Genomic DNA, 14218 nt, shown 5'->3' with positions numbered 1-14218 from the left:
GATGCTCCTTCAAAGATTACGCGCAATGACCATGCGCTGAATGTCGCTGGTGCCCTCGTAGATCTGGCACACCCGAACGTCGCGGTAGATTCGTTCCAGCGGGAAGTCGCTCAGATAGCCATATCCACCCAGGGTCTGCAAGGCATCCGAGCATACCTTTTCGGCCATTTCCGAGGCGAAAAGCTTCGCCATCGAGGCTTCCACCAATGCCGGGCGCCCGGCATCACGCAAGGCTGCCGCGTGCAGCACCATCTGCCGGGCGACCGCAATGCGAGTGGCCATGTCGGCCAGGCGGAAGGCCACTGCCTGGTGCTCGATCAACGGCTTGCCGAAGCTCTGCCGCTCGTTGGCGTAGTCGCGCGCCACTTCGAACGCAGCCCGCGCCATACCGACCGCTTGGGAGGCAATACCGATGCGGCCACCTTCGAGGTTGGCCAGGGCGATCTTGTAGCCCTGCCCTTCCTCACCGAGACGATTGGCGACTGGCACCCGCACGTTGTCGAATACGATCTGGCAGGTGTCGGACGCATGCTGGCCGAGCTTGTCCTCGACTCGCGCGACCTGGTAGCCAGGTGAGTCGGTGGGCACGATGAACGCGGTGATGCCACGCTTGCCCGCCTCCGGGTCGGTGACGGCGAACACGATGACCACCCCTGCGTTCTGCCCGGAGGTGATGAACTGCTTGCTGCCATTAAGCACATAGTGGTCGCCTTCGAGCCGTGCACGGGTTTTCAGGCTACTGGCATCGGAACCGGCCTGGGGTTCGGTCAGGGCAAAGGCCCCAATCATCGAACCACTGGCCAGGGGGGCGAGGAATTGCTGCTTCTGGTGCTCGGTGCCGAATTTCAGGATCGGCACGCAACCGACCGAATTGTGCACACTCATGATGGTCGAGCAGGCACCGTCGCCGGCCGCGATCTCCTCCAAGGCCATGGCATAGGCCACATAGCCGGTGTCACTGCCACCGTACTGTTCCGGCACCAGCATGCCGAACAGGCCCAGACCGGCCATTTCCGCAATGGCCTCACGTGGATAGCGGTGGGCCTTGTCCCACGCCTCGGCAAACGGTTTCAACCGCTCCTGGGCGAAGTCTCGCACTGCGTCGGCGATCTGTTGTTGCTCATCAGTTACCAACATGGCTCACCTCAATACAGGCATTCGACGGCCATGGCAGTGGCTTCGCCGCCGCCGATGCAGATCGCTGCCACGCCACGGCGCAAGTTGTTCTGGCGCAGGGCCGACAGCAGGGTCACCAGGATGCGCGCGCCCGAGGCACCGATGGGGTGGCCCAGGGCGCAGGCGCCGCCATGGATGTTGACCTTTTCAGAGGGTAGGTCGAGGTGTTTCATGGCCGCCAAGGTGACCACGGCGAATGCCTCGTTGATTTCGAACAGGTCGACCTCGGCCAGGTTCCAGCCGGTGCGCTTCATCAATTTGTCGATCGCACCGATCGGCGCGGTTGGGAACAGTGCCGGCGTATCGGCGAATGCGGAGTGTCCATGGATGACCGCCAGTGGCTTGAGGCCGCGTTTGTCGGCTTCGGAGCGACGCATCAGCACCAGTGCGGCAGCACCGTCGGAAATCGAACTGGAGTTGGCGGCTGTCACGGTACCGCCTTCGCGGAAGGCCGGCTTGAGCTGCGGGATCTTGTCCAGCTTCGCCTTGGGCGGCTGCTCGTCATCCTTGACCAGGCGCTTTTCCTTACCCTCGGTGACCTCGACCGGGACAATCTCGGCGGCGAAGCGCCCGTTCCTGATGGCTTCCTGGGCACGGGTCAACGACGCGATTGCAAAGTTATCCTGCGCTTCGCGGCTGAATCCGTTGGCCCGGGCGCAGTCCTCGGCGAAGGTTCCCATCAGGCGCCCTTTGTCATACGCATCCTCCAGGCCATCCATGAACATGTGGTCGATGATCCTGCCGTGGCCCATGCGGTAGCCGCCACGGGCTTTGTCTAGCAAATACGGTGCGTTGGTCATGCTCTCCATGCCCCCCGCCACCACCACATCGGCGCTGCCGGCCAGCAGCAGGTCATGGGCCATGATGGCCGCCTGCATGCCCGAGCCACACATCTTGTTCAGGGTGGTGCACGTGGTGTGCTTGTCGAGCCCGGCGCCCAACGCAGCCTGGCGGGCCGGTGCCTGGCCCTGACCTGCCGGCAGCACACAGCCGAACAGCACCTGCTCGACACTGGCGGCATCGACCCCAGCGCGCTCGACGGCGGCGCGGATGGCGGCGCTGCCCAGTTGCGGCGCGGTCAGGCTCTTGAGTTCGCCCTGCAACCCACCCATGGGCGTGCGCACAGCGCTGACGATGACGATCGGATCGTTGGCAATGGTCATGTTCGGTTCTCCTTACTTGGCAGCCATGCGCAGCGCGCCGTCGAGGCGAATCACCTCGCCGTTGAGCATGCTGTTTTCAATGATATGTCGGGCCAGCGCGGCATATTCCTGCGGCCGTCCCAGGCGCGGCGGGAACGGCACGCCAGCGGACAGCGAGTCGCGCACTTCCTGGGTCATGCCGGCCATCATCGGCGTTTCGAAGATACCTGGGGCGATGGTCATCACCCGAATCCCGAAACGCGCCAGTTCGCGGGCGGCCGGCAAGGTCAGGCTGGCGATGGCGCCCTTGGACGCGGCGTAGGCGGCTTGGCCAATCTGCCCGTCATAGGCGGCGATGGAGGCGGTGTTGATGATCACTCCGCGCTCGCCGCCCTCGTCCGGCTGACCTTCGGCCATGGCCGCGGCTGCCAGGCGCAGCAGGTTGAAGCTACCGATCAGGTTGACGTTGATCACCTTGGCGAAGCTGGCCAGTCCGTGCGGCCCCTGCTTGCCCAGCACTTTCTCGGCACCGACGATACCGGCGCAGTTGACCAGCCCGTGAAGGCTGCCGAAGGCGGCGACCGCCGCCTCCACCGCTGCCTTGGCGGCCTGTTCGTCACTGATATCGGCAACCGCGAAACAGGCATTGTCACCCAGCTCGCGGGCCTTGGCTTCGACGGCGGCGGCATTGAGGTCGACCAGCATCACCTTGGCGCCAGCTTCGACCAGCATCTGCGCGGTTGCAGCGCCAAGCCCGGAGGCGCCGCCGCTGACAATGAAGTGCTTATGGCTGATTTGCATGTTGTCTTTCCTTTCAGGCGCTGGCGCGGGTTGCCAGGTGCGCGTGTTGTTTGGCGATTTCCTGGTTGCGCAGGATGAAGCGTTGCAGCTTGCCGCTCGGGGTCTTGGGCAGCTCGCTGACGAATTCAATTTCGCGAGGGTAGGCATGGGCGTACAGACGTTGGCGCACATGCTGGCGCAAGGTTTCCTCCAGCTCCGGGCTGCCGCTGAAGCCCGCGGCCAGCACCACGAAGGCCTTGATCAGCTCGGTACGCTCGGGGTCCGGCTTACCGACCACGGCCGCTTCGATCACCGCCGGGTGTTCGATCAGCGCGCTCTCGACATCGAACGGGCCGACGCGGTAGCCGGAGGTGGTGATCACGTCGTCACTGCGGCCGACGAAACTGATGCTGCCGTCCGCGTTCAACTCGACGGTATCGCCGCTCAGGTAGTACTTGCCGACGAAGGCCTTGGTGGGCAGGCCGTGATAGCCGCCGAACCAGCACAGCGGCGACTGTTCGCGGTCCACCGCCAGAATGCCCGGTTGACCGGCCGGCAGTTCCAGACCTTGCTCGTCCACCACGACGATCCGGTGGCCAGGAATGGAGAAACCAGCCGAACCCAAGTGCACCGGGTGCTGCAATCCATGGTGATTGCACAACACCATGCCCAGTTCGGTCTGGCCGTAGTGATCGTGGATGGTCACGCCCAGCTCATCGGCGAACCAGCGGATCACCTCAGGGTTAAGGGGTTCACCGGCGCTGCTGACCACGCGCAGCCGGCCTTTGATCGGCGTGGAAAACTCGCTGCCCGCGGCGATCAGCAGACGGTAGGCCGTGGGCGAGCCTGCCAGGTTGGTGATACCTAGCTTGTTAATGACCCGCGCGCAGCTTTCGACGCTGAAGGGGCCATCGTAGAACGTCGTGGCGTGGCCCAGCGACAACGGGCCGGTGACGGCGTAGTAAAGACCGTAGGCCCAGCCTGGGTCGGCCAGGTTCCAGAAGTTGTCGTCCGGCCGCAGGTCGATGGCATCACGCATGTAGCCCTGGAAGGCGACGATCGCGCGCAGCGGTACTTCAAGAGGCTTGGCCGGACCGGTGGTGCCCGAGGTGAACATCAGCAGGAACGGATCATCGCCGCTGCGCATGACAGGTTCGCAGTGCTGATCGGCAGCAGCCAGAACCTGATGGAAATCCAGTTCGCCTACCGGCGCTTTCACGGTAATGAGGGTCGGGCAGTCGTTCACCTCATCCAGCTTGCTGCGGTTCAGGCTGTCGGTGACCACTACACGAGCATGGGACTGCTCCAGGCGATGCTCGATGGCCTTGGGGCCGAAAGCCGTGAACAGCGGCTGGTACACAGCCCCCAATCGCCACGTGGCGAGAATGGTGATCAGCAGTTCCGGGGTGCGCGGCATCAGACCGGCGACCCGGTCGCCAGCCTGGACACCTTGTGCCTTGAGGACATTGGCAAAGCGTGCGGCCTGCTGCTGAAGCTGGTCGAAGCTGTAGCGTTCGCTTTGGCCGTCACGGCCTTCCCAGATCAGGGCGAGCCTGCCCCCGCCTGCATGTCGGTCGCAGCACTCGACACAGGCATTGAGGGCTTTGAGGTTGCCGTGCAGGGCGGTATGAGCAACCTGTTCGTAGTTGAACGAACGGACGGCCTCGGCGTAATCGCGCATCGTCAGACTCCTGGATTCTTATTGTTGGAGCGCACCATGGGTCTAACGATGTTGTCGCTGCCGACGTCACTCGGCAATGGCCAAACCGCTCAATCGGGATGAGCGGTTTGGCCGTTTCCAGCAGGATTTCAGTTGGCTGGATCCTGCACGCTCAACGCCTCGGCGCTCAAGCGCAGGACCAATCGATGAACGGCGTCGTCGAACGCTCGCTGGATGTGCGCGACACGCTCGGCGTCCTCGGTGCCCTCCTCCTCCAGTTGCTCCCAGAACGGCTGTTTGACCTGCTGGAACTCGGTGGCGTATTGACGTTCCAGGTGCGCGATCCAGAAATCCCGCTGGCTAATATCGTTCAACAGCGCATCGGTCGCCGATGCCCAGCGCACTTCGGCTGCGGCATTGCTGAGCTGCATCGGGCTGACCCCGGCCAGCTGCTCGAACTGCATGGTTTTCGGTTGTCCTGGAAGATTCAATGTGCGAGCCAGGCCTACGCGATAGGCTAGACTGATCTCGATCGCGTCCACCTGCGCTAACGCGAACTCCCTGGACTGCTCCTCGGGCCACCCAGAGGTACGCAGCCGGTCTACCTCCAAGGTCACCCGCCGTTCCACCTCTTTGCCGGCGATCATCGCAACCCGATCCAGCCTGAACAGTCCACAAGCCAGCTCGAGTAAGGCCTGCTCCTGCCCGCCTGCCGCCGCAGATTGCATCGCCTCAGCCAGCAATACGCGGACTTCGAGCGTGCTGAAGCACGAGATGACCTGGTCGACGCAAGTTCGCACGGCAGCCAGCTCGAACAATTCAGCCCGCAGGGCGGCGTTCTCGCTGGCTGCGGCGATCATCGCCCAAACCCGGCGCGACAGATCCTGCGGTACGTGCTGGAAGTCACTGGTCTGCGTCAGTTCTGCCAGCACTCGGAAGAACGCATCGCTATCGGGCTCGTCCAACAAATCATCCCATTGCAGGCTTCTTGCGGTTCTCGTCGCAGAGTCCGCGAGCTGCAGCCAGGCCGAGCGGGCCAAGCCTGGCGCTTCCGTTGGTCCCGGGGGCTCTACCTGCACCGGGTTGGCAGCGTACAAGCGCTCGCGCTCGGCGACTGGCAGCGCGTTGTTTTCCAACCTGAGGGCAAGGCGTACATGCAACGGTGCAAGCAGCAAAGTATCAGGGAGCTGCGCGATCTGGTTGTCACGCAGGTCCGCCGCCTCAAGGTGCAGGCATTGCTCCAGCGCTGTGGGCACGCTGTGCAGATTGTTCCGGCGCAGGTTCAATTCACGCAGACGCGTCAACTGCCCCAGGCGCAAGCTGATCGAGCCTAGTCGGTTGAAGCCCAAATCCAGGGTGTCCAATTGGGTGAGGCCACTTAAAGCCTGGGCGCCCTCTTCGGTCATGCGAATCCGGTTACGCGCCAAGTGCAGTATGCGCAGCTGGCTCAACCCCCCGATACCCGCGGGCAGGCTGGTCAGGGCGTTGTTGCTTAGGTTCAACCCACGCAATCGGCTGAAAGACCCCAGGAAACTTGGCGGCACGTGTTCCAGTTGCAAACCGACCAGTACCAGGTCGGTGATGTGCGCAAAGTCGGTGTTGGCTGGCAGCGCGGGCAGACCTCCGATGTCCAGGCCAACCAGGGTCAGGCGACTGGCCGGTGCAGTGGTGCTCGAAACGCTGTCCTGTGGCCCTCCGAGACGCCAGCTGCGGCGCAGCTCCTCGGAGGCGAAACGACGTGCCCCTCGCTGACGCCCCGCTGGCACCTGCATCACCCATGTCTGCATTGCCCGATCGAGGGCAAGGTACTGCTGGTACTGCCTGATCATCACGGCATATGCAGTCTGCGGCGACTCCAGCAGGGTCGCCACATAGTCCTCCAGTGCTTGGGCACTGTGTGTCGGATACAGTGCGCCCAAGGACTCTAGCAACAAGCGTCGCGAAGGGTGCCGCGCCTCGTCATGCCCGTTGAGCGGATAACCCATACGCCCGTCTGGCAGACGCCGTAGTGAATTCCTCGTAGGTTTTATCTCCCGTGCGCCCAACAACTCGACAAGCGCCTTGTTGTCGGCCGGCAACCAGGCTCGTAGCGCATTGTTGATCTGTTCGCTGGCTTGGGAACCATCCCAGCCCAGGCGCGCCAGATCGTCTCGGGAGAGGTACCTGGCCAACACCTCGCCAATCTCGACAGGGTCGACCTGGTCGACACTCAGTTCGCGTCCTTGCAGGTCGTAGCATTTGAAGCCACCGGCCTGCCTTACCAGAACGGTGGAGATGCGCAGTGGATCATTCTGCGGATGAAGCCGCGCCAGCGGGCGTCCGACATCCGAACCTTCGCGCAGTTCGATGTCCACTGTCGTCGACAGGCGTGCATGCTTGCGCAACAACGCAAAGGCCAGCGCAACCGTGTCCGGATGATAGCTGCCCTTGAGGTACAGCCCTTCGCGGGCACGCGTCAGCCGCGCCAGCTGCAAATGCGCTCGGGCCCGCTCGGCAACGGGCAAAGGAATCCGCTGTTCGCTGCGCATCCAGCGGCGCTGCGTATCGGTTGCCTGCCTGAGTACGTCGAGCGCATAAGCATCGGGCAACCCTTTGAAATCCCTCGAAACCAGGTCCAGCAGAGGGTCCATGGCAAGGTATTTGCGCGAGAAGTGATCGAACAGCTGTTCGCGTACCGCTGCGCCCTCTTCGATCAATGCCACGCGTTGCTCCTGCGATGTCAGCCCCTCCTCGAGCCCGAAGTGCTCGACGCACCACTGGAACAGCTCGGGGTCAACATTCAGCCCTCGATCCAGTTGCTCGAGGAATTCGTCGACACGGGCGTCCACGGCAAAGCGTTCCAGGGTGTCTCGCAGTGCAACCGGGAGCGCCCGCCCCTCGACCAACAGGCCGCGCAGGTGGTCTTGGTCGACATCCGCGACCTTCAGTATCTGCCCGATACGCTCGGGGTCCAAACGGGTTGCCGGTGGCCACAGGCGCCCCAGCAAGAGGGGCGCTCCCTCCCATTCGAGCGGCCGCTCGGATGACAGCCGCCAACCGCGCTCTCCATTGAACGCCAGCTCCGGTCCGAAACCCGATTCGCGCCGTGGATGGCGCAACCGCCACGAACTGCGCCCCGGCACGGGAACCACCTGAAAATACTTGTTATCGTTGTACCACCACTGTCCCAGCGCGTTGGACAACAGGCCATTATCCTGCTCCAGCAAGTCATCCGGCGGTGACGGATCTTCGTAATGGCCGATCTCTGCGGACCATAATCGCGCCCGCCCCTCGCCATCCAGCACGGGCACCATCTGGTCGACGTTGGCGCTGCGTAGGAAGCCGCGGGCGGCCAACGTGGTCCCGGCCGCCAGCGCGGTGCCGATCGCCACTGACTCGACCACACCCAGCAGGTGTTCCAGGGCTTCGTGCTGATGGCCCTGTTTCCAGTCTTCGACCCCTTCGAAAACCTCGGACAGAATCTGCCCCACCCAGTGGGTCACCAACACGGCGCCGATCACCGGCACGAACAACCCGGCCAGGCTGACCAGGCCTATGCCGACGGACTCCAGTGTTCGCAGGTGCTCGGCACTGACGCGGGCGTCGACCTGTGCGGTGGGTACTGCCAGAAAACGCGCATTGTCGCGAATTCGCTGCAACTGCTGCTCGGCCAGCACCTTGAATATCTGCTCATCGATTGCCCCACACGCACAGCTTGCATCGGTCTGATCGTCTGCCAGGCGCTTGTTCAGCGTCGAGAGGTAGGCAGCGCGGTCCGCCATTGCAATCCGCTGAACGAAAGCTTGCCGATAGGCTGCATCGCGCAACAGGGCTCCCAGCGCCCAACTGGCTTGCTGCCAACTGCCGAATGCGCGCAGGGGGCACTCAGGATCGCCAGGCAAGTACAGAATCACACCTTCGATGATGAACGGCGGAACATCCCTGAACGCGGGGTTGAGGCGTTGCAACTCGAAAGCCAATGCACCGTCCACACGACAGCCAAGAACCTCCAACGCCCCTGCACGCACCCTATGGCTATGAGGGTGGGTCAACGGCTGACCAGCCGCGAAGCGCCGCAGCATGTTCACTTCATCGGTGGGCAGCTGCCGTTTCAGCGACGCCAACTCTACGGCCAGCCTCAATTGCGTGCGCTTGTCCTCGGCCAGTGCAGCCCGGTAGTCGGTGTCCAACACGCTGTCGAGATGCTGCTGGTACTGTCGACCGACATCCAGCGTCCGGCAGATGTCCACCAGTTGCTCGCTGTCGGTGGTCAACACCCGCTCAGCCTGCCCCGTCGCTGGATCGGCGGGGTACACCAGAGCGGTGTGCTCGAAGAACGACTCGCCTTGCTTGAAGTTCTGCATCAGTTTCAGCACTGCCGGCGAACGCACGAAATACGCTTCGTGCAGTATCGGGCCTGAGGCATCGGCGACCAGCTTTCGACGCTCTTCACGCCATTGCGCCTTGCCCAGCTCTACGGTCAGAGAAAACGACGATTGCAGTTTCTCTTGCAGGCGTTGGGTGACGAATGTATCCAGCGGTTCGAGTCCTGCCAGTGCGACCTGCACCTTGTGCTGGCTCTGCACATGGTGCTCGAAGCAGGTCCGCAGGATTTGCACCTGGGCATACGTGGAGCTTCGGAGCCATTGCGGCAGGAGTTGTGCAATGAAAGCGTCGGTCGCGCGTTCTCGCGGCATATCTTGGGTGGTTTCGATCATGGTGGGTACTGCGGCGATTGATGGACCGCTCACACTGCCGCCACCCGAGGCGCGGCTGAACCGGGAAGGCTACCCACCGAGGCGGCGCTCGCCGCTGCACCCGATGGGTGGCATCCACTGCCTGGCCCAGGCAACGCCGGGCCATTGCGGTGTCATCCCAGTCGCGCCGTTTCGGACCTCAGTTCATGACGGGTCAGTGCCACCCGATGGCGATGCACTGCAGCATCGTGCGCGATCTGAAGGTCGTCCAGGGCGCGCGCGCGTTCGGCCGCTGTTGCCTGTGGATTTTCTGCGTGGTACCTGCCGATGCGAGCCCGGTGCGCCGACTCCAGCACCTGGAAGTCATTGGCGTGACGATTTTCCAGGTAGGACTGCCAGAAGCGGCGTTGACTCAGGTCTTCTGCCAGCTCCTCGATTCCTCCAACCCGTTCGATTCGTTGCCGGTCGCTGAATATCGATTCCTCGGTGATTCCCGGAAGGCTATCGCCATGCATCGTCTGGGGCTGCCCAGGCAAACTCAGCGCCTCTCTGAGCCGCACACGATAGAGCAAGTCGATATCCCGACCATCGACATCCGCCAGGTGCGTGGCACTCGGATCTGCCCGCCGAGCGATGGCCCGTTGCTCGTTCACTCGCACCGTCGCCTCGCGCGAAAGCAAGGCGATAACGTCCAAACGATAGAGGCCACGGCCCAGTGCGATCAGCGCACGCCCCTGCACGCCCTGCACCGCGGCCCGTTCCGCGCGCGCTTCGAACATGCGCACCTGCAAGCGGGTGAACACATCAGCGACACGATTGCGCACGGTAGGCACCTCATCCACCCACTCGAACATCCGCTCGCGCAGCGAAGCATGCTGTTGCAGTTCTTCGAGCAATGACCACACCTGGGTCGCCAGGTACCGGCGTGCCTGAGCGTAGTCAGAGACATACTGCAACTGACCCATCAGCTGAGCGAATGGTCCGCTGCCGCTGGCCCCCATCACGGCGTCCCATGTCGAACCTCGTTCCGACCTCGCGGATTCAGGCAAAATTCCGATCCACAAAGCGCGGATGTCGTCCTGGGACAATCCAGCCTGTGGGGCTTCCGGTATCGTATCGAGTGCGTACAGGCGTATCACCTGCCGGTTGCTCAACAGGTTGCGCTCCACCACGAATGCCTGACGGAAAGATTGCGGCATCTGTAACGTCTCGGGAGCGACTTCGGCCAGCTGGTTGTCTCGCAAGTCCGCTAATTGCAAGTGTTGGCACAACTCGATGTACCCCGGCCAGAGGCTCAGCCGGCAATGCCGTACGTTCAGCTGAACCAGGTGCTGAAGCTGACCGAAAGGCACGTAGAGCACGCCCAGGGGATTGTAGCTGAGGTCCAACCGCATCAACTGGGGCAGGCTGGCGAGCGCCTGGAAAGCCGACAGGGTCATGCGAATGAAGTTACGCGCCAGGCGCAGGGTACGCAGCTGGGTCATGTGGGCCAGTCCGGTCGGAATGGCCAATAACCGATTGCCGCTGAGATTCAGGTTGTTCACGTTGACGAAACTGTGCAGGAAGTCAGCGGGCACCGCGGTGATCGAGCTGTCATTGATGGCCAAGGATGTCACATGATTGAACTGCACCTGCCCAGGCAACGCAGGCAGACTCGCCAACTCGCCAAGACTCAACGCCAGACGCAATCCACCCGGCTGCCCGTCAGCGGCCGGCACTTGCTCGCCTTGCCCGCGCCAGGCGCGTAGCACGCGGTCCGAGAGCAGTTGCCGATTGGCCTGCCTTGTCGTGTTCAGCTCAGCCGAGACCCACCTGTTCAGTGCCTGCTGCAACTGCACATGATCATCCTGCAGCGCTGCCAGGCCTGCAAACGGCATGTCTTCACCGTGCAGCAGGCGCTGCAGTTCCTGTTCAAGCTGGTCATCGTCCAGACCCGGAAACAGCTGGCGCAAACCATTGAGCAACGTTTGCTTCGATGAACCCTGCGCCGCGCCTTGGCCACGCCCGCTCAGCACGTAGCCGACGCGACCATCGGGCAGCCGTTGACCTGGGTTGAACCAGCGAGGCTGGGCAGGCCAACCGAGCAGTTCGATGCACCGGTCGTGGGCGTTCGGAAGCCGCGTGATCAGCAACTGACGTAACTCATCGGCTGGATCGTCGCCTAGGCCCAGCGCCTGCAATTGGGCCGACGACAGCACTGCCGCGATCGCTTCGAAAATGGTAGTCGGCGCCGTTCTCGAAGGTCTCCATGACTGCCCCCGGCCATCGAACAATTGAAAGTGCCTGCCAACGCGCACCAGGCTGATGCGCCCCGTTTTGGGACCCGCCGGATCGAGTTCGGCCAACAGACGCCCCGTGGGCGTTGCCTCGCGCACTTCCAGGTTCAGATCGGCCGGCCTTCCCGGCAGCTGGCGGAGCAAAGCAATCGCCAGCTCGTCGGTTTCCGCGCAGCTGGCGCTGCCAAGGTAAAAACCTTCCAGCGCACGGGTCAGCCGAGCCACCCGCAGCAAAGACCGCGCCTTGCTTGCCATCGCCAGCGACAAGCGCTGCTGCACAAGCGCTATCTCCAACTCGCTTCTGTCAATGCCGCTGAGCACCTGCGGAATGTAGCCTTTGGGAAGCCCGGGAAAATCACGCGATACCACGAGCGCCAGCGAGGAGCTCGACCGTGGCGCGTAGGCAAAGCTCTCGAACAGCCGCCACCGCATCAGCGGCATCTGCTCGATCAACCTCTCGCGCATCCCCTGCTCGGGACCGGCGACTTCATGTTGAGCAGTGCACCATGCCAGCAGATCTTCTTCATCCTGCCCCAGCGCACCACTGTTCAGGTGGCCGATGAAGGCCTCGATCCGAGCGTCAACTTCGAACCGGCGCAGCGTGTCGGCGAGGTTGATGGGTGCAGGTCGGCTCTCCACCAGCAAACCCCGCAGCTCATCCACGTCCATGCCGGCCACCTGAAGAATCTGCCTGGCCCTTTCAGCATCCACAGGGGACGCTTGCGGCCACAGGCAGTCCAGCATGCGCGCGCCATCGTCCCACTCGAGCGGTTGATCCTGTTGCAACCGCCAACCGCGCTGACCATTGTGTTGCACGACCGGACCATAGGCGCTGTCACGCAAAGGGTGGCGAAGTCGCCATGGGCCCAGGGGATCGGGGCGATACACTTCGTAGTAACGGGTCTGCACCCGCATCCAGCGGCGCTTGCCCTGGCCGTACAGGCCGTCCGGCTGCAGACGCCTGTCTTCGGGCATGGTTTCGTAGGGCGTCAAATCACCAGACCAGAGACGCTTGCGATGGGTATCAAGGGCAATCGGCTCAAGCGCATCCACGAAGGCACTGCGCACCACGGCCACGCCCGCGACCGTGGCAACCGTGTAGGCCAGGGCCTCTGCGACACTCAGCACATGCTCCAGGGCCTCGTGCTGATGGCCTTTGGACCAATCAACGGCGCCTTCGAACACGTCGGACAAGGTCTGCACCACCAACTGTCCAAGCAGCAGCGCCCCCACGACCGGGTTGAACAGGCCTACCAGGTTGACAAGCCCCATGCCCACCGACTCCCAACGCTGAATCCGTCGCCCAGCGGCGGCGGCATCGACCTCAGCCGTTGGCACCAACAATAGCCGCGCATCATCCTTGACCTGCTGCACCTGGGCCCTGGCCAACGTGAGGAACGCATCCTCCACGATCGAGCCTCTGACCAATTGCAGGTCCGGTCGGGCATCCTTCAGGCGCAGATCAAGGGTCTGCAGGAAGGTTGCGCGATGCTCCAGGTGGACTTGCTCCGACAGGCACTGGCGCAAGCCCGGGCGCTGCAGTTCGCTGACCAGCTGCTCGTGCAACTGCGCCAGCGAAGTGAAGCGTCGCAAGGCCTGGTCGGGGGCGCTAGGCAGATAAAGCAGCACGCTTTTTATCACACCATCGAACTCGCGCAGCACGACTAACAGTGCATTGGAAAGCGTCTGCCCCAGCAGCTCGACATGATTGACACTGTGTGGAACCGGTTGCCCGACCGTGTGCGGAATGTGCGTTGCGATGTCACGTAGGGCGATTTGCTCCAACGCGGATACTTCCCCCCGCAGCGCGGCGATTTCGATGGCGAGGATGAATCCACTGCGCTTGTCTTCGGCCAGCAGATTCAGATTCTGCCCGCCATACACCTGTTCGACCTGGTCCTGGTATAGCTTGCCCGCGTCCAACGTCCGGCATCGCTCGGTGAACGCGTCGTCGGCGGCCACCAGCACATCATTGGCACCTTCCAGGACCAAGCCACTGCCCACGTAGAAGCGACTGTCCGCGGCAAATCCCTGCATCAGCTTCGATAGTGCGGGCGAATGGGTGTACTTGGGTTTGTAGACAAAGTCGGGCCACGCCAGCTGCCCCGCAAAATCGGGAGAAACCGTGACCCAGTGCAGATCGGACACCTGTGTGCCTGGAGGCAGTGCATCGCCTAGCAGGGCCTGGAACTGTCGCTCGGCAAACTGCTGCAACGGAAGCAGTTCATGGGTCGCTGCTCGCAACCGATCATGGCTGGCCTGGTGCCTTTTGAAGCTATCGCGCAGTTTCCTGATCTGCCCGCGCGAGGCTCGCCTCAGCCAGTCCGGTAACTGGGCCTGGATGAAGTCATCGGTAGCGGTCGAAAGCCTTGCTTGTACGGAAGAGGCTTGCTGGGAAGGAGGGATAAGCGTCATGGTGGCTCCGATCTGGGCAGAAAGGGGCCATATGCTTGTACCTAACCCACTCTCGGCTGCAGCTGGAAACGCTTCGACACGCACGGCAGAGGT

The 14218-nt window shown here is 62.9% G+C and carries 6 protein-coding genes; all 6 read right to left on the bottom strand.

Annotated elements, in window-relative coordinates; genetic code table 11:
• Window positions 1-9: 9 nt before the first annotated feature.
• The gene (locus P3R38_RS08800; RefSeq protein WP_023379758.1) at window positions 10-1137 is read right to left on the bottom strand and encodes an acyl-CoA dehydrogenase; all 1128 of its coding nucleotides are present in this window, start codon (window positions 1135-1137) and stop codon (window positions 10-12) included.
• A gap of 8 nt (window positions 1138-1145) precedes the next feature.
• Window positions 1146-2339, bottom strand: coding sequence for an acetyl-CoA C-acyltransferase (locus tag P3R38_RS08795; protein WP_277687005.1), 1194 nt, complete (start codon window positions 2337-2339; stop codon window positions 1146-1148).
• Window positions 2340-2351: 12 nt separating this feature from the next.
• On the bottom strand, window positions 2352-3119 hold the full coding sequence (locus P3R38_RS08790; RefSeq protein WP_023379756.1) for an SDR family NAD(P)-dependent oxidoreductase: 768 nt from the start codon (window positions 3117-3119) through the stop codon (window positions 2352-2354).
• 13 nt (window positions 3120-3132) lie between these two features.
• Window positions 3133-4779, bottom strand: a complete 1647-nt coding sequence (locus tag P3R38_RS08785) for an acyl-CoA synthetase (RefSeq protein WP_104881960.1) — start codon at window positions 4777-4779, stop codon at window positions 3133-3135.
• Between the two features lie 128 nt (window positions 4780-4907).
• Entirely contained in the window at window positions 4908-9356 is a 4449-nt protein-coding gene (locus tag P3R38_RS08780) for an NEL-type E3 ubiquitin ligase domain-containing protein (RefSeq protein ID WP_277687004.1), read from the bottom strand.
• 251 nt (window positions 9357-9607) lie between these two features.
• Window positions 9608-14125, bottom strand: a complete 4518-nt coding sequence (locus P3R38_RS08775; protein ID WP_277687003.1) for an NEL-type E3 ubiquitin ligase domain-containing protein — start codon at window positions 14123-14125, stop codon at window positions 9608-9610.
• Between the last annotated feature and the right edge of the window lie 93 nt (window positions 14126-14218).

Origin of the sequence: Pseudomonas sp. NyZ480, from assembly GCF_029537255.1 — a bacterium.
GTDB classification, from domain to species: domain Bacteria; phylum Pseudomonadota; class Gammaproteobacteria; order Pseudomonadales; family Pseudomonadaceae; genus Aquipseudomonas; species Aquipseudomonas taiwanensis.
The sequence above is the reverse complement of the archived record's forward strand: the minus strand, read 5'-3'. Positions and strand labels throughout refer to the sequence as shown.

Excerpts from the sequence above, each read along its gene's own strand:
- P3R38_RS08800 (WP_023379758.1), bottom strand. The coding sequence starts at position 1,137 with ATGTTGGTAACTGATGAGCAACAACAGATCGCCGACGCAGTGCGAGAC.
- P3R38_RS08795 (WP_277687005.1), bottom strand. The coding sequence starts at position 2,339 with ATGACCATTGCCAACGATCCGATCGTCATCGTCAGCGCTGTGCGCACG.
- P3R38_RS08790 (WP_023379756.1), bottom strand. The coding sequence starts at position 3,119 with ATGCAAATCAGCCATAAGCACTTCATTGTCAGCGGCGGCGCCTCCGGG.
- P3R38_RS08785 (WP_104881960.1), bottom strand. The coding sequence starts at position 4,779 with ATGCGCGATTACGCCGAGGCCGTCCGTTCGTTCAACTACGAACAGGTT.
- P3R38_RS08775 (WP_277687003.1), bottom strand. The coding sequence starts at position 14,125 with ATGACGCTTATCCCTCCTTCCCAGCAAGCCTCTTCCGTACAAGCAAGG.